Genomic DNA, 21,131 nt, shown 5'->3' with positions numbered 1-21,131 from the left:
TCTCAATGTATAAAACAGTAATCTTAGAATATTAACATTTATCAAATCTAAAGGAATGGGGTTGAACATTAGCTTCCTATCCTAAAAAATAGCGCACATCAATATAAAATTTTGGGTCTATCTTAAAGTTGCAAAAAAATTCCTTAGCAGTAGATGTTCAACCCACGCTGGGGTTGGGTAAAAGGATGCTTGATGCGGTCCACGGGTTTTCACCCGTGGCTATTGTTGGTGAAGCCCTTCAGGCTTCTTACGTTTTCTTTAAAATTCTATTTTTTTCCAAAATGATGGGGATTGGAAAAGTAGGGTCATTACCTACAATCATTTAAAAGGTTTAATAAAGCATGCTAATTTCAATAATCCAAAAAAAGGTAATTAGTCCCAAAAACCACAGGCCTGAAGGGCCTGAACTATAATAGCCGTGGGTGGCAACCCACGGGCCAGAAACCATCCCACTAATTCGCAACCCCGAAGCGGGTTGAACCATAGCTTCTTATCCTAAAAGATAGCGATCATAAAAATAAAGTTTAGGGTCTACATTAAAGTTACAAAATTTTTCCGTAGTGATAGATGTTCAACCCACGCTGGGGTTGAGAAAAAGGATGATTGATGCCGTCCACGGGTTTTCACCCGTGGCTATTGTTGTTGAAGCCCTTCAGGCTTCTTGCGTTCTCGTTAAATAATAAATTTTTTTCCAAAATGATGGGGATTGGAAATGTAATGTCCTTATCTAACAATCGCTTATAAGATTTAATAAAGCACTCTTATTTCGACCTACTAAAAATCGTTAAAAGTCCGAAAATCCACAGGCCTGAAGGGCCTGAACTATAATAGCCGTGGGTGGCAACCCACGGGCCAGAAATAACCTCGCTAAATCCCAACCCCGAACAGGGTTGAACATTACCCAAGTAAGCGAGTAAAAAATGATGATAAATAATAGTAGTACAATAGATCACTTAACGCTTTCATACAATAAGGAAGCCTTTTCAGATTTAAGGCAATTCTCAATACCACATTACCCCCCGAATTTCCGCCACAAATAGAGCAATAAAGTCAACAACAAGCTCAAGAGTATGCTGGTACCCAAGGGAAAATAAAAAGTGAAATTTTCTTTTTTAAAGACCATATCACCGGGCAAGCCTTTAAAACCCGGAAATTTAGGCAAGAACCAGAGCAGCAATCCTGCGATCAGTAACAGCAGTCCGATAAAAATAAGTACTTTTGCTAAAGAAGGCATTCCATTTTCCATAATCCAAAAATAATGAAAGCTAAGGGAATATTATACCTGATACCTAATGTATTGGTACTCGAAACAGGCCAGGACATCATGGCACCTGTGGTAAAAAACGTAATTGCAGCAACCTCCCATTACCTGGTGGAAGATTTCAGAACAGCTCGCAGGTATATCAGTAGCCTTAAATTAGGGGTGAACCTGGAAGAGGTGCACTTAGAAAAATTGGATAAAAAAACGCCCGATAAGCAATTAAAGAAATTGCTTGACCCATTATTAAAGGGGCATGATGTAGGCATCCTTTCTGAAGCTGGCTGCCCTGGAATCGCTGATCCTGGCGCCAATGCAGTTGCATTGGCGCATAAACTAGGCATTAAAGTAGTTCCATTGCCGGGACCTTCTTCCTTGTTCATGGCTTTGATGGGCTCCGGCTTTAATGGACAGTCCTTTACTTTCAATGGCTACTTGCCTATAGACCGAAAAGACAGGGTACAAGCAATCAAAGAACTGGAAGCCAAATCGATCAGGGAAAACACCACCCAGATGTTTATGGAAACGCCTTTCAGAAATAACCGGATGATCGAAGATTTATTGGCCAACCTCAGCAGCAATACCTTGCTATGTATTGCTAGCAATATAACGGGTAGCGATGAAATGATCCTAACCAAAAAAGTCGCAGATTGGCGCAAGAAACATCCGGACCTTCATAAAATCCCAGCCGTTTTTCTGATCCATCATTCTTAAAAAAACTGACAATATATAATCACTAAACCACGGGCTAGGCCCGTGGCTGTGACATTAAGCCCTTCCGGGCAGGTGAAATAGGGATAATAAACGATTCTACTACAATTACGGTAATGTCTTTAAAGAATGTACGATAGGAATCCTGACTATAAGCAGTGGGAAGTGATTCCTAGTGCAGCGGAAGGAATAAGCAATGTGTCCCCGTTACCCTATGGTTTCGGCTCCGCTCAACCGCCGGGATATGAGGGGATGGCTTCTATAATTGGACACATATTTATGGCGTTACCTGGAAATCCAAACGATCTAAAGCGAAGGCACTAATGCTATTTATAACCCTCCTTTAGCCTGTATTTGACAATAATAGGATTTCCAGCATCCAAATATTCAGCGTTTACATTGGAATTTTGTATAATAAGATCATCTTTACTTTCTGCTGAAAGCTTGTTCCAGTCTTCATAATTCAAGTAACCAAAAAACCATTCCCCGGCTCCATAGAGAGGCCCTTGCAAATTCACCTTCTCCACCCAGTTTTCTAGCAATGGGAAATGATCAAGCTTTTCTGTGCTTTTCCTGTAATAGGAGACATAAGTTTGATCTTCAGAATTGGCATAGCCGGCTACACTTCTGGTCCATTGAAAGCTCAGGTATTCCTCATTTTCAACAAGATTGGCAGCATTGAAAACATACGGGTTTCCCATTATAAACTTCCGCATGTCCATTAAAGGAAGTTTCTTGACCTTCTTGTCCAAGCGATCTGCTCCAAAATTTAAAATGTAGTCAGCCTCTATTCCTTTTTCCGAGATATTGTAAATGGTGTCCGTCCAGGCGTGTAGGAACCGAACGTTGCCATCATGTTGAGAAAATTCTATGGGAACTTGGTAGGCATCTGTACTTCCTATATCCGACACTCCCTGAATTGAAATGGTGGAATCCTTATTACCCAAAACCCTGATAAAATCCGTTTCCTCAGACCCAAAAGACCTGCCATCCATATGATAAGCGGTAAAATCTTGATTGATTGGGAAAAAATTGACAACCTGTTCCTCAAACGGGACTGGTTTTTCGTGCTTATAATTGCCTTCCAAATCGAATACAAGGATTTTCTTTTGGATTATATCCAAAATCTGTAGCGATTCATTGAACAAATTTAAATCAAATGGTTTGGAGAATTTGCCATCTCCTTCCCCAATATTGTTTATTTTAAAAAGGAATTTTCCAGCGGTAGAAAAACAAAAAACACTTTTTGTAACCTCCTTGTCAAGGATAAATAATTTATCCTTTTCCACAATTAATTTGTCAATAGCGCCTACCAATGACAAGTCATTTAACTCCAGCGGTACAAGGTCAAATTTGCTAAAAGCATAAGCCGGTTGAATGTCTTCCATTGCAATAGTCAGCTCCATCGGCCCTGTCGCAATTTCTTTCTTAACCGACTCCTTACAGGAAACGTTTAATAGAAAAGCGCTAAATGCAATAAAAAATGCCTTTTTCATAAACTACTGTTTAATTCTACATGCAATATCACGGGATAATCAAAGTCTCCATCCGGTAAATCTTCTACCGAGAATGTTTCGGGAAATTCCTGGGCATGCTTTTCCAATATTGACCGGTAGGTCAGGAAGAGCACTTGTTCTTCTTTATTGATACCGATAGGGTAAAAGAATACCATATCATCGTCCCTATCAGCTTTTAGTTTGTAAATATCTTTGCCCTTATGGAACAAAATGTATTTGGACATTGACATTCCTTTTTGTACTACAATGTCTGTAACCATCAAACTTCCCTGTTGGAAAACACCTCTAAAAGTGGCCCAACCATTTTCATTGATCTTTTCAAAGCTAGCCATAAGGTCCACATCCCAAAAATTGGACGGTAAATCATAAGTGCCAAAGTCGGCATGGAGAACCTGTCCAAGACTATCACCCTGGTACAAGTATAAATTTGGGTTGAATATTTCCAGCATAATAACCCCCTTATCAGATGGGAAAAAATTACGTTCCATCATGGGTAGCATTACGTTCTCATAATCGTTTTCCAAATAGCGCTGCTGAATATTCCCTTCCGCATCTGTTTGAATCACCCTATGCGTTACAAATGGCAGATTATACCCGCCTTGAAATAAAAAACCTCCCCCTTCTAATCTAATAAAAGAATGCGCACTATAAGCCAATTCAAAGGCTTCGCTTAAATTTCCATCCTTAGAAAATTTGTATACATCGGCTTTGTCTGCAATAGGAGAAAGCACCAATACCTCCTCTGCTTTTCCAAACTCAAAGTCCCTCAGAGATCGGATGCTTCCAGGGCCTTTACCTACCTCAGCAATCGCCCTAAGGTAACTTCCTTTCTGGTCAAATAAGTGAAGCTTATTGGTTTTGTTTTCATCCATAACTGCTATGAAACTGTCTGAAAATTTTATCCGCAGGTCCATACCCATCAGGTTGTCCTCAGTTGTTTCCAGGGGAATCATTTCTTTTACCGTAAAATCCTCAAAGGATAGTGTGGGATAATCATCAGGTGCTATTGAAACATTATTTGTGTTTTCCTCGGATACAGCATCCGAACAAGCCACAAAGGAAATAATGAGCAATATTTTAATCGACGATAAAATAAGATTGGGTTTTTTCATGTGCTTGCGTTTTTATAATGACCTATGAAACAATTGCCCTGACCTATACACTGCCCGAAAACCCTCTACCTCCTAATAATTTTTGCGAACTTCGGATAATTCAAGGAGGTTCATCTCTCAGAATCCATTGTAAATGAGAAAGTCAGGATTAAATATATATAATTAAAATTATAGTTACAAATACTTGTCTGTATTTTTAGTTCACGAATAATTTTGTGAAAAAAAATTTATAGGAATGAAAAGGACCCATTAATATAAATAATGAGCTACCAAGCTGAGATTAGTAAAAAGTAAATACTTTAATTGCTAATGACAACAAGCCAATAGAATTTCAGAAAATTTAAAGTTGAATATTTTCAATGATCAATGGTGGTTGTGTTTTTAACACATCCCTTTGTGCGTTTTCATGGAAACTAAAGCATATCTGAAAATTCATTATAGGTTGCTTTGACTATTTGTTTTCCTAGCCTGAGCCTTGGCACCAAAATAAAGGCCCAAAATTAAAGAAATGATGGAATTTAGAAAGACTTTAGTGTATTCCCAGACCTCAACAATTCCTTCGTTTTTATACACTTTTAATCCATTTTCAACTACTTGGTAGCCTGGATAATAAATTCTAATCAGCCCAAAAGAGATATAAACAAATGCACAAATGGCCAAAATCCAATTGGCTAATCTAAAAATATCGTATTCATTTACGATTTCTTTTGTGGTTCTGAGGATTGAACTGGAGGACTCAGAAGAAGTAGATTCATCACCCCAATCCACAATATTTTCATCTTTCGTCTCCATAGACACTAGATTCCCTCAATATTTAGTAACTCCTTGGTTCCATCTTTTTTCTCTATGTAAATCTTTGCCCCTGAATGAATATAAGCCGATAAGGCTTCTGTTATTTCAATGGCATTGGAAACCAATTGACTGCGATTATCATTTCCTGAATTCCTTCTTAAGACTTCAATCCTTTTTATGGTTGAGGGCCTTAAACTCATTTTTACCACTATGTTTTTTTCTTCAACATCAGTTTTCATATCACATGAGTGTTTATAAGGTAATTTAAAATAATTACGCCAAGAGTACCAATAATGTTGAAAATAATTTATCCCGTTATATTTAAAAATCTGGTCAAATGGATAAAAAAGCATAATCCTCTAGGCACTAACTAATAAAGAAAAAACATTGATCCCAATAGGACATTAATAGCTCTTTATACATTAATCTTAAAAAATTGAAAATTTCGCTCATCAGCACAGTGCAGGATGGAAGTGGAAGGATTACTAGGTAAGTTTATCGTTAATTGTAAGTACAGTTTCTTCTCAATATCGTTATAAACTTGTCTTATAACAGACAGAAATTAGCGTTGGCTGGAAAAAATTAAAGGGAGCTCCCGGCTATATTTTGCCTTGAACCAATGGGACTGAACCTTATGATGCTTATATTTAGAAAATGGAGCCAACAAAGACTCCTTGTATTTAGTTAATTATCCAAGAATAACCGCATTGATGAAAGTTGGATTATTTATACCTTGTTACGTAGAGCAATTTTACCCTCAGGTAGCCATTGCCAGCCTTGAGCTTTTAGAAAGCGCAGGCGTAGACGTGGATTATCCCCTTAAACAAACCTGTTGTGGCCAACCCATGGCCAACTCGGGTTATCAAGAATTTGGAGAAGGGCCCGCTGCTTTGTTTAGAAAAAACTTTAGCGAATTTGATTATGTGGTTTGTCCCTCGGGCAGCTGTACCTTACATACCAAAGACCATATTTATTCAGGCCAAGAAAATGAACCAAAGGTTTATGAGCTTTGTGAGTTTCTTACTGATGTATTGAAAATTAAGGAACTTACAGCAGATTTTCCTTTTAAGGTAGGTATTCATGCGAGTTGTCATGGACTAAGGGGCCTCAAATTGGCAAAACCTTCAGAGCTAATGGGTGTTGAATTTAACAAGCCCAAGCAATTACTGGAAATGGTCAGCGGCATCGAACTCATAGAACTAACCAGAAAAGACGAGTGCTGTGGGTTTGGTGGTACATTTGCCGTACTTGAAGAGGCCGTATCAGTAGGTATGGGCAAAGACCGTATCAAAGACCATGAGGAGCAGGGTGTACAGGTGATCACAGGGGCGGATATGTCCTGTTTAATGCATTTGGAAGGAATCCTTCGGCGGAACAAAAGTCCGATGAAGGTCATGCACATAGCAGAGATCCTAAATGCAAAGGTATCGAAAACCCAAAAACAGTAAAAAATGAAAGCGACACCAACCCATGCGGCTGCAGCCGAAGAATTTCTAAAGGACGATGAACGAAGCCATTGGCATGATGATACCTTATGGCATGTCCGCACGAAAAGAGATGTTTCGGCACAAAAAATTCCTGAATGGGAAAATTTACGAACCAATGCTTCTCAAATCAAGGACCATGTGCTTTCCAATCTCGATCAATTGCTCCTCAAATTTGAGAAAAATGCCATAGAAAATGGTATAGAAGTACTCTGGGCAAAGGATGCAGATGAGCATAACCAACATGTATTACGCATACTGGAGGAAAATCAGGTTAAAAATCTAGTCAAAAGTAAATCTATACTCACAGAAGAATGTGGGCTTAATCATTTCCTAGAAGACAAAGGTTATGATGTTGTAGACACAGACCTTGGGGAAAGGATCATACAATTCAACAAGCAGGTACCAAGTCATATAGTAATGCCTGCCATTCACCTTAAGAAAAAAGAAATTGGAGACATCTTCCACGAACATCTGGGAACAGATGCAGGTGCAGATGATCCCGCCTACCTTACCGAGGCAGCTAGACAACATTTAAGGCAAAAATTTATTCAAGCCAAAGCAGCCATTACTGGTGTGAACTTTGGTATTGCTGAGACGGGAGGATTTGTGGTGTGCACCAATGAAGGCAATGCAGACATGGGCACCCACCTGGCAGATTTGCATATCGCCTGTATGGGAATAGAAAAACTCATTCCGCGTGCAGCAGATCTTGGTGTTTTCCTTCGGCTCCTTGCCAGAAGTGCCACCGGACAAAGCATAACCAACTATACCTCCCATTTTCACCGGCCAAGAGAAGGAAAGAAAATGTACTTGATCTTGGTGGACAACGGCAGAACCAACCAATTGGGTAGAGAGGATTTCAGAAACTCCTTAAAATGCATACGTTGTGGTGCATGCATGAATACCTGCCCTATTTATCGTAGAAGCAGTGGGTTTAGCTATGGTTCCACGGTGCCAGGACCTATAGGCTCCATACTTTCTCCCGGTATGGATTTAAAAAAACACAGTACCTTACCTTTTGCCTCCACCCTTTGTGGCTCATGCACTAATGTATGCCCAGTGAAAATTAATATTCATGAGCAATTGTACAAATGGCGACAAGTAATTACCAAAGAAGGTCCCTCCCAGCCTTCTAAAAAATGGGCCATGCGCTTTGGTGGCAATGTAATGTCTAAGCCAAAACTATTCGACATGATGGGCAACTTGGCCAGAAAATCACTGTCTATTAGTCCTCGTGGTTTTGTTTACAATAGCTTTAATGCATGGGGTAAACACAGAGAGTTGCCGGAAGTGCCCAAAGAAAGTTTCAAGGAATGGTATCGAAAAAACAGGAAGCAATGAATAGCAGTAAAGAAGCCATTATAGCGGCCATAAAAAAGAATAAACCTGATTTGCTCCCATTGCCGGAGCATCCGGAATTTCCCTATGAAGACAACCTGATCGAACAATTTCAGGCCAGCATAAAACTGAATGGTGGCACAGCCAGAACAGGAGAAGGAAAAGCAGCCGTACAAGCCTATCTAAAAGATAATTACACCCCAGACAATCAGGTGTTGTCTATGGTTGATGGGATCACTGGAAACTTTGATATCGGGAAAGTTCAGGATCCCCATGAATTAGAACATATAGAAGTAGCCATCCTTGAAGGTGATTGGGGAGTAGTGGAAAATGCAGCCATTTGGCTTCCTGAGGAAAAAATTGTCCATAGGGCTTTGCCCTTCATTGCTCAGCATCTAATAGTTTTGCTGAAAGTTGACCGTTTGTTGGGAAACATGCATGAAGTCTATCAAAAGATAAATGTAGCTGAGCCTGGTTATGGCGTATTTGTAGCCGGACCATCCAAAACTGCAGATATTGAGCAGTCTTTGGTCATAGGAGCACATGGACCTAGAAGTATGGTAGTATTTCTAATGGCGTAATTTTATACCTCCTCAAAAAACAATAGGCGGATATAGCCATTGGTACTTGATAGCCCTGTTGCGTCTAAATGCCTCAGGGCTACTTTTGTTATATAGCAAACAAAACCTTCTGGATTAAGGATGGTTTTTAGCGGATCCAGCTGGCGTAGCTTCATAATTCATGGCCAATTCCTTTACTTTCCCCGGCATGGTATCGGCTAAATTCACCAGTTCTGAGGGATCATTTTTAATGTGGTACAACTCCCATTCCCCTCCGTTCATTCGGACAATTTTATAATCACCACTTCTAAACATTCTGAATTTATCCATTCCAGAGATAAAATACGCTGGTTCCGGACGTAGCTCGCCCATAAAGACAGGAAGTAATGAACTACCATGCAGCGGTAAAGTTGCATGACCATGGATCGAATCTGGGTATTGGATGTTTAGCAAGTCCAAAAAAGTGGGCGCAATATCCACCACATGTCCCACTTGGTCAGTAATGGTATTCGGGGCAATTTTACCTGGCCAGTATGCGATAAATGGCGTATGGCTTCCCCCCTCAAGGCCTGACTGTTTGTGTTGACGGAACGGGGTATTTCCCAACATGGCCCAATTGGTGCGCAAACTCCAATAAGAATCCGCAGGACCTGGCTGCTTATCGGGAATTTTATTGGTATAAAATGGGCAAGAGCCATTGTCGTTGAGGTACATGATAATGGTATTTTCAAGCTTTCCATTTTCCTCCAGCTTCTTCAAAACCCGCCCAATATTCTGATCCATCCGGTCAACTATGGCTGCAAAAACAGCCATTTCAAGGTCAAGTGAATCTTTTTTCGCCGACGATAGGCTATCCCATGCATAATAATCAGTATAATCTTCCAATAATGGCCCCCGGGATTTATTCAAATTGTTTTCCGGTGGGCTTAGTTTTGCACCTTGTGGAAGCACTCCCATCTCCTCCATTCGATCGAAGCGTTCTTGACGTAGAACATCCCAGCCTTTGAGGTATTTTCCCCTGTATTTTTCTATGTCCTCAGGTCGGGCCTGTAGTGGATAGTGCGCAGCATGATAAGGCAAATAGAGAAAGAAAGGCTCTTCCTTTTCAAAAGTTTCATCCAACCATTTCAAAGCATAATCAGTGATAAAATCAGTTTTATACATTGGTGATTTTTCATGTTCTATTTCATCAGCCCTTAGTTCCTTGCCCTCAAGGTAAAAAGGTCTTTCGAACGCTCCTGATGGAGGAAGAAAATATTCTGTTGTGGCCCAAAAATAAAAGGAATGATCAAATACATTTTCGGCTTTGCAGTATTCCGGTACCCATGGGTCAAAGTGTTCTTTACCACTCATAATGTTATTATAACCCGCTTGTTTGGTCAAGTTGGCTATATGAACGGCACCCGCTCCACCGTCATATAGACCTGTAAGCATGGTTGATCTGGTAGGGTTGCATTTGGCCATGTTGTAAAAAGTCCTGAATTTTAATCCTCCATCTGCCAGGCGGTTGATATTTGGCGTTTCAATTTCTCCTCCATATGCCCCTATATCAGAATAACCAATATCATCCCCCATAATTAAAATGATGTTTGGCAAAGGAGCTTTCTTTTCAGCACAGGAGTATAAAACCAATGCGAAAAGTAAATAAATCAAGGATTTTTGGGTCATGGTGTTTTTCAATTATAACACTTCTTAAAATAGAAATGAGAAGTTAAAGATTAGCCAGAAAATTTTCATCTAATAATGAGTAATAAAATTCGTGTAAAAAGTTGATTACACAAAATTAATTATCAGTAAAACAGACGAATTAATATTTATTACACGCAAAACTTGCACTAATGACAAAATATATTCCAATTTGTAATGGTAGTTTAATTGTTTTTATAGCCTTCTATGGCATTCCAGCTCTCCCAATATAGAGTAGAATTGATAAAAAACGTGTGTGGAACCTGTTTAGGTAAGAAGATTCATCACCGGAGGATTAGAGAAATACTTTTATAAGTTGTTGAAACGCTGGCAAAGAAAACTGTCTCTCCTTTTTCAGCTCAGTCATCCCAAAAAAAATATTCGATATGATTCCTGAGCAGGTATTAGGACGAATTTAACTCGAACTCAAGTAAAAATGATTGGTCATAGCCATAATAAACCCCCTGATTTCTGGAGCCAGGGGGTTTATTATGGCTATCTAATTATTCGCTATGGCTAAAGTCTTAAACAGAAAAAGATCCTCTCAGCGCTTTCTCGGTAGCCTCAAGCTGTTCACGTATTTCTACAATGCTTTCCCAAATGCGCCCTTCTTCACCATGCTCAATACCACAATAGCCATGGTAACCCGCTTCAAGCACAATGGACATCATTTTTTCATAATCCAATTGAGACTGGTTGCCTTTTCCATCCCAAACAGTAGGTTTTACACTTACTCCTTTGGCAAAAGGCATCAATTGTTTTACACCTTTATAGGAATCATAGGAAAGGGTTTTTTCTCCTTCTTCTCTATACATCAAGAAGTTGCCAAAATCCGGTAAGGTTCCAGCTCTTGGATGATCTGCTGCTTTCATTACACCAGTAAGCCATTTAGCATTGCTGGAAAAACCACCATGATTTTCTATCATTACATTAATACCCATTGTATCAGCAAATTCACAGAGGTTCCGCAAGCCATCGGCCACAAGCTTCATAGATTCTGCAAATTCCTTTTTATCCGCACTGTACCTAGCAAAAGAGTATCCATTTACCCTAATTGAGTGGCATCCAAGAAATTTAGCTGCTTCTACCCATTTTTTATGGTTTTCTACAGTTTCCATTCTCTCAGAAGTATCTCTGGCTCCTAATTTTCCTTCATTGTCACACATAATCAATACAGAAGTGACGCCTTCGCCTTCCGCTCGGGTTTTCATTTCTTTCAGATAACTCGTGTCCTTGGCTTTGTCCATAAAAAACTGGTTCACATATTCAACTGCAGAGATACCATGTTTTTTTGCGAGTATGGCAAAATCCAAATTGTCCATTTGCTTAGAAAAAAGCAATCTATTGACGGACCACTGGGCCAATGAAATTTTGAACAATTCCTCACGGGGCGCCAATGAAAAAGCCTGCCCTCCAAGGCCTAAACCTAAAAAGGCTGTTGCCAATCCGGTCTTTTTAATAAAGTCTCTTCTGTTATGCATGGAAATAAAATTTTTAGAAATGTTATTGCTGGATTAATCCATTGAAGATAGCAATTTTATTCTTTTTGCCCAACAAGCACTAGAAATGATCAACAGCTAAGGAACCAACCATGATGAATCCCAGGCATTATTTAATTTGTCAAAAACGATTCTCAAATGGCCTCCTTTATCCAGTTGCAAGCATTCTATTTGATCAGGAACGATGGTTAATACTGTAAAATTTTTACTTCCCAAATGGCTTTCTTGCTCCCAACCATCTTCCGGTTGAGCTACAGCAGTTTTAGGTGCCAAAACAGAATGATAGCTCTTTTGAGCATCTACTGGGATATTGTTCCAATGTTTTTCCTGTATTGTAGTATTGGAGTTAAGGTAGGCTTTCCCATTTATTTTAACCTGGCAGCGATCTTCTGGATGATAAAAGAGCAGGGAGACATGGATATTTTTGCCTATTTGAGATACTTTTTCACTTCTACTGTCGGTGTAAATAAACAATTGTAAGGAGGCATCTACCTCTCGAAGAACCACGTACCTACTGTCTGGCTGATCCTCATTTAGGGTACAAAGGTTTACAAAATGGAAAGGATGTTTAGGGTCAGAAGCACCCAGTTGCAATTGATTTTTAATGGTTGACCAGACTTCCTTTTTAGTAGATAAAGCGGTAAAAAGCATAGACTATGTTATTTGAATAAATAATTAATTCTAATGGCATTTAGAATAGCAAGTAAGGCTACACCAACGTCCGCAAATACGGCTTCCCACATTCCCGCCATTCCAGCTGCACCCAAGGCCAAGACCAAAAATTTTACGGCAAAGGCAAGACTTATATTTTGCCATACGATTCTTTTCGTTGCCTTCCCTATTCTAAATGCCAAGGCTACTTTGGAAGGATGATCTGTTTGGATAATTACATCGGCTGTCTCTATGGCCAAATCACTTCCCATTCCCCCCATTCCAATGCCCACATCGGCTGCGGCAATGGAAGGCGCATCATTGATACCGTCTCCAACGAAAGCTACAACTTTTATAGGGTCTTCTTTAAGGACCTCAATTTTTGCCAATTTTTCCTCCGGAAGCATTCCTCCTACGGCCATGTCTGCTTTTAGTTCTTTTCCCAAGGCTTCAACCACCTCGGCTTTATCCCCTGAAAAAATCATTAAATTATGAATCCCTAGCTTTCTAAGTGATATAAAGGCTTCTCTGGCGTCCGCTTTAACTTCATCAGCCAACACAAAATAACCACAGAACAATTCATCAATTGCACAATATATGACCGTTTTATTAGGGTAAGTCTCATTTGGTAAACCTTGTATTTCTTGACTTTCCATTAGCAGTCTATTTCCTGCCAGCACCCTCCTATGCTTAACCACTCCCATCAGGCCTTTACCTGGTATTTCTTTTAAAAATGTCACAGGACTTGCCCCATCTGATAGATGTTTCACTATGGCTTTCCCAATGGGATGATTGGTATTGGATTCAAGAGAAGCAGCCAAATGTTGCCATTCTGGATCAGCATTGGGTATTGATTCCACTTTTTCTACAGCAAAAACCCCTTTGGTTAATGTCCCTGTTTTATCGAATACCACGGTGTTGATCGTGGTGATTAAGTCTAGAAAATTTGAGCCTTTGAATAAAATGCCTTTTCTAGATGCTGCTCCTATTCCTCCAAAATACCCCAAAGGAATAGAGATGACCAATGCACAAGGGCAGGAAATAACCAAAAACACCAAAGCCCTGTACAACCATTCACTAAAAGCATAATCTGCTACTATAAAATAGGGAAGAATGACCAAGGCCAGTGCCAAGTAAGTAACAATTGGCGTATAAATTTTAGCAAACTTTCGAATAAACTTTTCCGTTTTGGCTTTCTTGGCCGTTGCCTCCTGAACGGTTAAAATAATCTTTTGGAGGGAACTCTCCGAGAAAGGCCTTAATACATTTAAGGTAATCAAATCTTGAATGTTTACCATTCCTGCCAAGACCTCTTCTCCTTTATTGATTTCGGCAGGCATGCTCTCCCCCGAAATAGCTGCTGTATTGAACGTTCCGCTTTCACTTAAAAGAATTGCATCCAATGGCACTTTTTCTCCTGCCCTCACTTCTATCGTTTCTCCAGTATCAACAGTCTCAGGCTTGACTAAATTCGAAGCGCCATCTCTAATCACCCTTGCACTGTCAGGCCTAATGTCCAGTAGGGCCTGAATATTCCCTTTGGCTTTACTGACAGCACGGTCTTGAAGCAGTTCGCCTATCGTGTAAAAAAGCATAACTACCACAGCTTCAGGATACTCTCCAATAGCGAAAGCCCCAATGGTAGCGATGCCCATAAGGAAAAATTCTGTAAACACATCGCCTTGTAGGATCAACCTCCACCCTGTGCGTAACACTGGAAAGCCTACAAAATAATAGGCCAATAAGTAAACGAAGAGCCAACCAGAGATTCCATAATTATGGAAAGGCAGCATGCTTTCACCTGAAACAGCTATTACTAAGAGGATAAAACTAAGTAGGCTAAGTAGCCATGGGGACTCAAAAAGAGTGTTAGATTTAGTATGAGAATGGTTATGCGTTTCGCAACAGGAATTCTCTTCTATATTAGTTGCCATTGTGCTATTGTTCGATTTTCCCGAAGATACGGTTAAAATCCATGCCTTTTAATTGCAAACTTTCACTGATTTACATGAAGGCAGTGCACAATTGGTGCCACTATTGCTAATCCGTAGCATACTTGGATTTGATTTTTTCACAAGTACTTTCAGGGTTGTTTCTATAGTAAACATAGGTACGGAGATCCAACTTACCCACTTTAAATAATTTCTTAGCCTGTTCGTAAAATGCTGCATCCGCACCATAACCATCCTTAAACTTGATTTTATTAAATACCTTTCTTTTACCGAAAAGGGTAGCAAAAAGAATGCAATTATCCACGTGGATGGTTTTCTGCTGATCATACCTGTCAACTACAAAAAAATCTTCCGGCTTATTGGTTACTGTTAAAGTTTTGGAAGCAATAAGGTCAAATGATTTCATCTGAGCAACACAAGAATGGATATGGTTTGGAAGGTATTCATCGTCTGCATCAAGTATAGCAATATAGTGACCCTCACTCCATTGCAAGGCTTTGTTTATGGCTTGAGATTGTCCTTCGTTGATCTTCCTTATGTAGGTTAACTTGGTTTCATGAAGACAGCAAAAATCAATCAATTTATTTTCTGGGTCATTGTGAGAGCCGTCATCTACCAGTACAATTTCAAAATCCTGAAAGCTTTGATTAAGTACAGAGTTAATCGCTCTTTCCAACTTATAAAATGGAGTGTTGTAACTGGAAATTAACACAGAAACTTGAGGTTTTGGGCACATGATTTCTAAAATTAAGCATCTATTTCAATAATAAACTATAAAAGGGTGAATTAAATTTCGAGTTTTTGAGCCCTGGAATGAAGGACCTTCACCCAAGGATTAACTTTAAAATAGGGTCAAAATCTCTTGAATAGGATTCTTCACAAATTCATCCTAATGATATAGGCCTCTCTAGAAAAATCTTAGAGCTTTTTTGACGAGGCTGAACCCATTATGCTTTGAATATCGAGTAAAAGCAAAAAATCAATACAATTGGCACTATATAAGTGCAAAACCAAAAAAGATGCCCGATGGCGCTGTCTTATTGTATGGCTCCTTTCAAAATATCAATAAGCGCATAGAGTTTGAAAATGCCTCGGAACAAATTTCTTTTGACATTTCACACGTCTTGAGGAGACCTGTAACAAGTCTGGGTTTGATACAATTATTAGAAGAAGGTAGAGCCATTAACAGGGCCGAACTTTCAGGGTTTGTTGGCTATGTTAGATCACTTTCACTAGAAATGGATCAATTTCCACGTGAATTGGACAGATTTTACAGGGAGAAAAAGAAAAAAATGAACAGTATTATAAATTTAGCCGGCGATTAGGATTAAATAAAAAACCCTACCGTATGGCAGGGTTTTCTTTTATAAGAAGCACTATAATGCTTAATTTTTTGATAAATATGAAGCTACTCCTTCTCTTGTAGCATTCATTGCTTCTTTTCCTTCTTCCCAGTTTGCAGGACAAACTTCACCGAATTTTTCTACGTGTCTTAATGCATCGATTAAACGCAACATTTCATCGATATTTCTTCCTAGTGGAAGATCGTTTACAGTTTCGTGTCTTACGGTTCCTTCTTTGTCGATAAGGAATGTAGCCCTATAAGCAACAGGAAGTCCTTGGTAGTTAAGTTCTCCTTCTTCGTTATAGTTCCAGTCTCCTGCCAATACGCCAAAGTTGTGCGCTACTGTTTTTACTGGATCAGCTATGATTGGATAAGTTACGCCTTGGATTCCACCTTCTGCTTTTGGTAAATTTAACCAAGCAAGATGAGATTCCTCTGTATCGCAAGACGCGCCTACTACTGCAACTCCTCTTTTTTCAAATTCTTCCAATTTCTCTTGGAATGCAAGAATTTCAGTAGGACACACAAAAGTGAAATCTTTTGGGTAGAAAAAGAAAATAACATCTTTTTTACCTAGAAATTGCTCCAAAGAGAAATTTTCTACAATTTCCTCTCCATCAATAACTGCAGGTACGTTAAATAAAGGTGCTTTTTTTCCAACTAATGACATAAGTAAATTTTTAATTGTTTATAGATAAATTAATGATATAAATAGAAATTTATTTCGTTTTTCCTTTTATTACCAATGATACTTCTTCAACTTCAAATCCTTCGATTTGGTTCTCTTTAAAGAAATTATTTAATAATTGCTCTAAATCAGGGTTCTTATAATCTCGAATATGGCTGCTTTCATTGCAATAAAGATGGCTGTGGGTGTCCATTACTGGGTCAAAACGCATCAAGCCTAAATCATCTCTAAATTTTTGCAAAATACCCGCATTGACAAAGCTCTCCAAGGTTTTGTAAACAGTACCCTTAGATATACTAGGATTTTCCTCGGTGATTTGATTGTAAACCATATCAGCTGTTGGATGATCCTGAGAATCACACAGTGAACGGTAGATAACCAAACGCTGATGCGTAAATTTCATCCCTTTGGAGGTGATCTTCTCTTTTAGCTTTTCAACATTCATTTTCATATAAGAATCATTCCTGTTTAGGATTCATTCTGCAAATGTAGGTAATAAATTGCAAAATTCATATGTATAGTTCTTTCATTTCTGTAAATTAACCATTTATTAATCTAACCTTTATAATAACATGCTGCTCGAAGTAGCTAAAAGACAGAAAGTGATCGTTTTATGGTAAAAGTGTTGTTTGTATGCTTAGGAAATATTTGCCGCTCTCCAATAGCTGAAGCGCTTTTCAATCATAAAATTAAGCAGAAAAATTATCAGGACCACTTTAGCTGTGATAGCTGTGGAACTTCAGAATTTCACATTGGTGAGTTACCTGATGAAAGGGCCATCGCCTGTGCCACCAGAAATGGTATTAAAATGAATCACCGTGGAAGACAACTTAACAGAACAGACTTTAGGGATTTTGATTATCTCATTGTAATGGATAAGTCTAACTTGGAAAACGTTAAAAAATCAGCTGAACAGCACAAAACCGTTCCAAAAAACCTACTATTGATGCGTACTTTTCAAAAAGATGCAGAATTTATGGAAGTTCCAGACCCTTATTATGGCGGCGTGGATGGATTTCAAAAGGTATATGACATCCTTGATAGTTCATTGGATGGATTGATAGCAGCGCTTGAAAAGAAACAACAGCTTCTAGAAAAAAAATAATTCCTGCATTGCCTATAATTTTTTAACTTCCTTGGGCTAAAACAGACCGTAGTAATAATATTCGTACTAAATTCTATTCCTGAAAAAGAAGTAGAAAACATCGTACTATTTAAACCAACTTATTAAGGATAGAAGAGCTTTCATAGGTAAAATTGGGCATTTAATATTTACTTCCTTTCGCGATTGCACCCCGGCTGCGCTGCTGCGTGGGATACTTTCATCTGGATTTATGCAATTCGAAAATGTTAGGCCTCTGAATGATAATTTTTTTCATCATCTAGGGTAGAACTCATTTTATTAAGTTCTATTGATAACTTTAAAGCACCATTAGTCAACCAATACTTTTAGATGATTTGAGTGGTCTATTGTTCTTTTTGAAACAACCATTGAATCAAATCTGGGCTTTTTTGCTCAAGCACTAGCTCCGTTTCCATCTTCCGGTAATGATCCATTTCCACAGAAGTAGGGTTTTTTACCGTGACCAGCCTCAGGTTATTTTTTATGCTTACGCGAAACACATCTCTAAATGCTTTAATAATTTGTTCCTCATCTACAGGAAGGGCATCTATTACAATATTTATATGGGCGGCCGCCCCTTGAATCAACTGAATATCAGCATTCAGTTTTTCGGCCACATCATAAATATAATCGAAATGAAAACCACCTAACATAGATAAATCCCTAATCCTCAATTCTATTAGGCTTAGTTTGTGTTTTATGATCGTTATAGGAATTCTCGGTGCCTGACCAAAGGCTCCTATGATGGTCCCAGCCAATGAAGGATTCAGAAACGACTTTACATGGAGAGAAATCCCGTGTTTACTAAGTGGCTTTATTGTTTTAGGATGAATGACACTGGCGCCATAATAGGTCATTTCAGCCGCTTCTTCGAAATCCAAATATTCAAATTTAACTGCATCAGGAAAAATATCAGGATCTCCATTCAGTATTCCTGCTACGTCTTTCCATATGGTGACAGCCGAAGCCCCAAGACTTACTCCCATAATAGCAGCCGTGAAATCTGACCCCTCCCTGCCTAAGGTAGTTGTATTTCCTTGAAGGTCTCTACCGATAAAACCCTGGGTAACCACAGGAAAAGTATCCAACATAGGAATCAATATTTTACGGCAATGCTGCATGGTCAAAGCCCAGTCCACCCTCGCCATTTTGGCACGTGAATCTGTGCTTACAAGCTCTCTGGCATCTTGCCAGAGGCAAGGGCAACCCTTCAAACAAAGGTATTCCTGAAAAATCCTTGTAGAAATCAACTCGCCATAGCCAATAATTTGATCATAAAAAAAAGCTTGATTTTCTTTTATTGCGCTATTTTCAAGGGATCTCCTCAGTTGGGCAAAATGATTTTCCACCCTGGCGAATATTGGATGACCTTCCTCAAATAGTCCCTTACAAAGGTCAAGGTGATAATCCAACAGTTCAAATAAGGGCGCATCAAAATCCTTATTATCAAAGGATAAGGAAATAAGGTGTTCCAGTTTGTCGGTAGTTTTTCCTGCAGCCGAAACCACTATGAGCAGGTTATTTGCCCAATGATTTTTGAGTAACTGGGCAATTCTTTGAATGGCTTTTGCATCTTTTATAGAGGCTCCACCGAACTTGTATACCAAAGGTTGTGTCATGAAAATATAGAATGGAAAAAGTAATTTTTTAACTATAATCTATTAACTTCAAAGGTATGAAGACACAGCCTTACAAACAAGATACTCAAAACCTCGCTTATAATGTCGGGGTTACTCTTGATCGTTTTATTAAAAGTAAACAGGAAGATTTTCCTTTCGCATCTGGGGAACTTTCCCAAATCTTACGTGACATCGCCTTAGCTGCAAAAATAGTTTCCAGGGAAATTAGCAGAGCTGGACTATCAGACGTAACAGGCGCTTTTGGTCAAATAAACGTTCAAGGTGAAGAACAACAAAAACTTGATGTCATTGCAGATATTCGGTTTACCAGAGCCCTTACCAAAGGTGGTGAAGTCTGCGCCATAGTGTCAGAAGAAGAGGACCTTGTTATTGATTTGCAAAACAGTAAAGGGAAATATGTGGTGGCGATAGACCCGCTTGATGGTTCTTCTAATATTGATGTGAATGTGTCCATCGGTACCGTATTCTCCATCTATCGAAGAGTGACTCCTTCCGGCTCTCCGATAAAAGAAATTGACGTACTACAAAAAGGTAGTGAGCAAGTGGCGGCAGGATATGTACTTTATGGTTCCTCCACCATGCTGGTTTACTCTACTGGACGAGGAGCCAATGGGTTCACTTATGAGCGGTCTTTGGGAGAATTTTTTCTTTCCCACCCTGACATGAAAATGCCTGAAGATGGAAATATCTTTACCATGAATGAAGGCCTTACTCCACTTATAAACCCAAATATTCTTTCCTATCTGGAAAGTTGCAAACGTCATGGTGCATCAGCCAGGTACATTGGAAGTTTGGTAGCAGATTTTCACAGAAACTTACTCAAAGGAGGAATTTACCTGTATCCTGCAACCAGTCAAGCTACCAAAGGAAAAATCAGGTTGATTTACGAGGCAAATGCCCTTGCTTTTATTGCTGAACAAGTGGGAGGAATGGCCTCTGACGGAAAAAATAGAATTCTAGACATCCAGCCAGAAAGCCTGCACCAACGCACCCCTTTCTTTATAGGCTCTACCAATATGGTTAAAAAGTTGCAGGAGGTTTTGAATGGGTCATCCTAAGTTTTTAATCCTTTCAGGGAAAAGCCGGAATGCAAAAAAATACAAGACCCAACTGGTGGTCCCTGAATTTATGGAAACGACTTGTGTTAGGCGTTCTTCGTCGGAGGGATCTGGCGAAGTTCTTTAAACAATTATTTGGGTTTCCTATTTGTGCTATTTTCTGGAAGGATTATCGCAATTTACATTACTACGATAAAGCAGAAGTAAGCATTGTTGAGGAACAACTTGCAAGGACCTACTGCAAAAAACCTTTCTTCAGCCCAAAACAGGTCATTGAATAACTGGGCAGGTTTTCTCATTCCCCCCATTGGATTATGGAAGTAATTGGAAATTCTGTTCCTAATATACTTTTTCCCATTTCCTGACTTCAAATACTTTAAAACTATGTTAGCCTCAGAATAATCGAAACAATTCTTATTAATCTGATTGAAGAAAGTCAGAAGCTCGTTTGATTGTGTAGATATAAACTTATGCTTCATAGTATATAAGTCAGCTTTGGCCTAACTAAAGAGATATAAAACATGACGATAAACGCGCGTGGGAGATTTGGCTCTTTTGTAAATCTTGGGATGTGGGTAGGCTTGTGCGGCTTTTCAAATTTGCTAAATGCGGGTTGGCATAGAAATTTAAAAAATGCAAATTGGGGGCTTTTAGATTATTTAGGGTCTGCTGAAAAACTCAGACAATCTAATCTATAAAAACCCAGTCCAGATT

Annotated in this window: 21 protein-coding genes; 8 read left to right on the top strand and 13 right to left on the bottom strand. The window is 39.1% G+C overall.

Annotated elements, in window-relative coordinates; genetic code table 11:
• Window positions 1-1,012: 1,012 nt before the first annotated feature.
• On the bottom strand, window positions 1,013-1,234 hold the full coding sequence (locus tag AAC073_RS24475) for a DUF2905 domain-containing protein (RefSeq protein WP_040417196.1): 222 nt from the start codon (window positions 1,232-1,234) through the stop codon (window positions 1,013-1,015).
• A 24-nt stretch (window positions 1,235-1,258) separates the two neighbouring features.
• Between AAC073_RS24475 and AAC073_RS24470 the strand changes: the two genes are divergently transcribed.
• Together AAC073_RS24470 and AAC073_RS24465 are read left to right on the top strand one after the other, a co-directional pair.
• Window positions 1,259-1,972, top strand: coding sequence for an SAM-dependent methyltransferase (locus tag AAC073_RS24470; RefSeq protein ID WP_339926420.1), 714 nt, complete (start codon window positions 1,259-1,261; stop codon window positions 1,970-1,972).
• Between the two features lie 126 nt (window positions 1,973-2,098).
• Complete coding sequence (locus AAC073_RS24465; RefSeq protein WP_339926419.1) at window positions 2,099-2,293, top strand: hypothetical protein; 195 nt, start codon at window positions 2,099-2,101, stop codon at window positions 2,291-2,293.
• A 2-nt stretch (window positions 2,294-2,295) separates the two neighbouring features.
• Here the strand turns inward: AAC073_RS24465 and AAC073_RS24460 are convergent, their stop codons facing one another.
• The 4 genes from AAC073_RS24460 to AAC073_RS24445 form a co-directional block, all read right to left on the bottom strand.
• Window positions 2,296-3,465 carry a 6-bladed beta-propeller gene (locus AAC073_RS24460; RefSeq protein WP_339926418.1) on the bottom strand — a complete coding sequence of 390 codons (1,170 nt, stop codon included), beginning with the start codon at window positions 3,463-3,465 and terminating at the stop codon, window positions 2,296-2,298.
• Window positions 3,462-4,598 (bottom strand): 6-bladed beta-propeller, encoded by a 1,137-nt coding sequence (locus tag AAC073_RS24455; protein ID WP_339926417.1) that lies wholly within the window; start codon window positions 4,596-4,598, stop codon window positions 3,462-3,464. Before AAC073_RS24455 ends, AAC073_RS24460 begins: the two co-directional genes overlap by 4 nt.
• A 435-nt stretch (window positions 4,599-5,033) precedes the next feature.
• Window positions 5,034-5,390: a hypothetical protein gene (locus AAC073_RS24450; RefSeq protein ID WP_339926416.1), complete on the bottom strand. Its 357-nt coding sequence runs from the start codon at window positions 5,388-5,390 to the stop codon at window positions 5,034-5,036.
• Between the two features lie 5 nt (window positions 5,391-5,395).
• The gene (locus AAC073_RS24445; RefSeq protein WP_339926415.1) at window positions 5,396-5,629 is read right to left on the bottom strand and encodes a hypothetical protein; all 234 of its coding nucleotides are present in this window, start codon (window positions 5,627-5,629) and stop codon (window positions 5,396-5,398) included.
• 471 nt (window positions 5,630-6,100) lie between these two features.
• Here AAC073_RS24445 and AAC073_RS24440 point away from each other — a divergent pair, with 471 nt between their 5' ends.
• Genes AAC073_RS24440 through AAC073_RS24430 form a run of 3 tightly spaced genes read left to right on the top strand, consistent with a single transcriptional unit; the run spans window position 6,101 to window position 8,796 of the window.
• Complete coding sequence (locus AAC073_RS24440) at window positions 6,101-6,838, top strand: (Fe-S)-binding protein (RefSeq protein ID WP_339926414.1); 738 nt, start codon at window positions 6,101-6,103, stop codon at window positions 6,836-6,838.
• Window positions 6,839-6,841: 3 nt separating this feature from the next.
• The gene (locus tag AAC073_RS24435) at window positions 6,842-8,218 is read left to right on the top strand and encodes a lactate utilization protein B (RefSeq protein WP_339926413.1); all 1,377 of its coding nucleotides are present in this window, start codon (window positions 6,842-6,844) and stop codon (window positions 8,216-8,218) included.
• A complete protein-coding gene (locus AAC073_RS24430) occupies window positions 8,215-8,796 on the top strand; it encodes an LUD domain-containing protein (RefSeq protein ID WP_339926412.1) in 582 nt (193 codons plus the stop codon). Before AAC073_RS24435 ends, AAC073_RS24430 begins: the two co-directional genes overlap by 4 nt.
• Window positions 8,797-8,910: 114 nt before the next feature.
• Here the strand turns inward: AAC073_RS24430 and AAC073_RS24425 are convergent, their stop codons facing one another.
• From AAC073_RS24425 to AAC073_RS24405, 5 genes are all read right to left on the bottom strand, one after another.
• Window positions 8,911-10,443 carry an arylsulfatase gene (locus AAC073_RS24425; RefSeq protein ID WP_339926411.1) on the bottom strand — a complete coding sequence of 511 codons (1,533 nt, stop codon included), beginning with the start codon at window positions 10,441-10,443 and terminating at the stop codon, window positions 8,911-8,913.
• Between the two features lie 542 nt (window positions 10,444-10,985).
• Window positions 10,986-11,942, bottom strand: a complete 957-nt coding sequence (locus AAC073_RS24420) for a sugar phosphate isomerase/epimerase family protein (protein ID WP_339926410.1) — start codon at window positions 11,940-11,942, stop codon at window positions 10,986-10,988.
• 96 nt (window positions 11,943-12,038) lie between these two features.
• Window positions 12,039-12,611, bottom strand: coding sequence for a pyridoxamine 5'-phosphate oxidase family protein (locus AAC073_RS24415; protein WP_339926409.1), 573 nt, complete (start codon window positions 12,609-12,611; stop codon window positions 12,039-12,041).
• Between the two features lie 8 nt (window positions 12,612-12,619).
• Window positions 12,620-14,545 (bottom strand): heavy metal translocating P-type ATPase, encoded by a 1,926-nt coding sequence (locus AAC073_RS24410; RefSeq protein WP_339926408.1) that lies wholly within the window; start codon window positions 14,543-14,545, stop codon window positions 12,620-12,622.
• A gap of 106 nt (window positions 14,546-14,651) precedes the next feature.
• Complete coding sequence (locus AAC073_RS24405) at window positions 14,652-15,299, bottom strand: glycosyltransferase family A protein (protein ID WP_339926407.1); 648 nt, start codon at window positions 15,297-15,299, stop codon at window positions 14,652-14,654.
• A 283-nt stretch (window positions 15,300-15,582) separates the two neighbouring features.
• Here AAC073_RS24405 and AAC073_RS24400 point away from each other — a divergent pair, with 283 nt between their 5' ends.
• Window positions 15,583-15,888 carry a hypothetical protein gene (locus AAC073_RS24400; RefSeq protein ID WP_339926406.1) on the top strand — a complete coding sequence of 102 codons (306 nt, stop codon included), beginning with the start codon at window positions 15,583-15,585 and terminating at the stop codon, window positions 15,886-15,888.
• A 60-nt stretch (window positions 15,889-15,948) separates the two neighbouring features.
• On the opposite strand, the gene AAC073_RS24395 is transcribed toward AAC073_RS24400, so the two are convergent.
• Entirely contained in the window at window positions 15,949-16,578 is a 630-nt protein-coding gene (locus AAC073_RS24395) for a peroxiredoxin (protein ID WP_339926405.1), read from the bottom strand.
• 49 nt (window positions 16,579-16,627) lie between these two features.
• A complete protein-coding gene (locus AAC073_RS24390; protein WP_339926404.1) occupies window positions 16,628-17,047 on the bottom strand; it encodes a transcriptional repressor in 420 nt (139 codons plus the stop codon).
• A gap of 162 nt (window positions 17,048-17,209) precedes the next feature.
• On the opposite strand from AAC073_RS24390, the gene AAC073_RS24385 reads away from it, so the two are divergent.
• Window positions 17,210-17,701 carry a low molecular weight protein-tyrosine-phosphatase gene (locus AAC073_RS24385; RefSeq protein ID WP_339926403.1) on the top strand — a complete coding sequence of 164 codons (492 nt, stop codon included), beginning with the start codon at window positions 17,210-17,212 and terminating at the stop codon, window positions 17,699-17,701.
• A 362-nt stretch (window positions 17,702-18,063) separates the two neighbouring features.
• Here AAC073_RS24385 and AAC073_RS24380 read toward each other — a convergent pair whose 3' ends face one another.
• Entirely contained in the window at window positions 18,064-19,338 is a 1,275-nt protein-coding gene (locus AAC073_RS24380) for an aspartate kinase (RefSeq protein ID WP_339926402.1), read from the bottom strand.
• Window positions 19,339-19,394: 56 nt separating this feature from the next.
• On the opposite strand from AAC073_RS24380, the gene fbp reads away from it, so the two are divergent.
• The gene (fbp, locus tag AAC073_RS24375; protein ID WP_339926401.1) at window positions 19,395-20,417 is read left to right on the top strand and encodes a class 1 fructose-bisphosphatase; all 1,023 of its coding nucleotides are present in this window, start codon (window positions 19,395-19,397) and stop codon (window positions 20,415-20,417) included.
• Window positions 20,418-21,131: the final 714 nt, after the last annotated feature.

The organism is uncultured Cyclobacterium sp., from assembly GCF_963977555.1.
Classification (GTDB): Bacteria; Bacteroidota; Bacteroidia; order Cytophagales; family Cyclobacteriaceae; genus Cyclobacterium.
The sequence above is the reverse complement of the archived record's forward strand: the minus strand, read 5'-3'. Positions and strand labels throughout refer to the sequence as shown.

Bases quoted from the DNA above. Each gene is read 5' to 3' on its own strand.
- AAC073_RS24475 (WP_040417196.1), bottom strand. From the start codon at position 1,234: ATGCCTTCTTTAGCAAAAGTACTTATTTTTATCGGACTGCTGTTACTG.
- AAC073_RS24470 (WP_339926420.1), top strand. From the start codon at position 1,259: ATGAAAGCTAAGGGAATATTATACCTGATACCTAATGTATTGGTACTC.
- AAC073_RS24465 (WP_339926419.1), top strand. From the start codon at position 2,099: ATGTACGATAGGAATCCTGACTATAAGCAGTGGGAAGTGATTCCTAGT.
- AAC073_RS24460 (WP_339926418.1), bottom strand. From the start codon at position 3,465: ATGAAAAAGGCATTTTTTATTGCATTTAGCGCTTTTCTATTAAACGTT.
- AAC073_RS24455 (WP_339926417.1), bottom strand. From the start codon at position 4,598: ATGAAAAAACCCAATCTTATTTTATCGTCGATTAAAATATTGCTCATT.
- AAC073_RS24450 (WP_339926416.1), bottom strand. From the start codon at position 5,390: ATGGAGACGAAAGATGAAAATATTGTGGATTGGGGTGATGAATCTACT.
- AAC073_RS24445 (WP_339926415.1), bottom strand. From the start codon at position 5,629: ATGAAAACTGATGTTGAAGAAAAAAACATAGTGGTAAAAATGAGTTTA.
- AAC073_RS24440 (WP_339926414.1), top strand. From the start codon at position 6,101: ATGAAAGTTGGATTATTTATACCTTGTTACGTAGAGCAATTTTACCCT.
- AAC073_RS24435 (WP_339926413.1), top strand. From the start codon at position 6,842: ATGAAAGCGACACCAACCCATGCGGCTGCAGCCGAAGAATTTCTAAAG.
- AAC073_RS24430 (WP_339926412.1), top strand. From the start codon at position 8,215: ATGAATAGCAGTAAAGAAGCCATTATAGCGGCCATAAAAAAGAATAAA.
- AAC073_RS24425 (WP_339926411.1), bottom strand. From the start codon at position 10,443: ATGACCCAAAAATCCTTGATTTATTTACTTTTCGCATTGGTTTTATAC.
- AAC073_RS24420 (WP_339926410.1), bottom strand. From the start codon at position 11,942: ATGCATAACAGAAGAGACTTTATTAAAAAGACCGGATTGGCAACAGCC.
- AAC073_RS24415 (WP_339926409.1), bottom strand. From the start codon at position 12,611: ATGCTTTTTACCGCTTTATCTACTAAAAAGGAAGTCTGGTCAACCATT.
- AAC073_RS24410 (WP_339926408.1), bottom strand. From the start codon at position 14,545: ATGGCAACTAATATAGAAGAGAATTCCTGTTGCGAAACGCATAACCAT.
- AAC073_RS24405 (WP_339926407.1), bottom strand. From the start codon at position 15,299: ATGTGCCCAAAACCTCAAGTTTCTGTGTTAATTTCCAGTTACAACACT.
- AAC073_RS24400 (WP_339926406.1), top strand. From the start codon at position 15,583: ATGCCCGATGGCGCTGTCTTATTGTATGGCTCCTTTCAAAATATCAAT.
- AAC073_RS24395 (WP_339926405.1), bottom strand. From the start codon at position 16,578: ATGTCATTAGTTGGAAAAAAAGCACCTTTATTTAACGTACCTGCAGTT.
- AAC073_RS24390 (WP_339926404.1), bottom strand. From the start codon at position 17,047: ATGAAAATGAATGTTGAAAAGCTAAAAGAGAAGATCACCTCCAAAGGG.
- AAC073_RS24385 (WP_339926403.1), top strand. From the start codon at position 17,210: ATGGTAAAAGTGTTGTTTGTATGCTTAGGAAATATTTGCCGCTCTCCA.
- AAC073_RS24380 (WP_339926402.1), bottom strand. From the start codon at position 19,338: ATGACACAACCTTTGGTATACAAGTTCGGTGGAGCCTCTATAAAAGAT.
- fbp (WP_339926401.1), top strand. From the start codon at position 19,395: ATGAAGACACAGCCTTACAAACAAGATACTCAAAACCTCGCTTATAAT.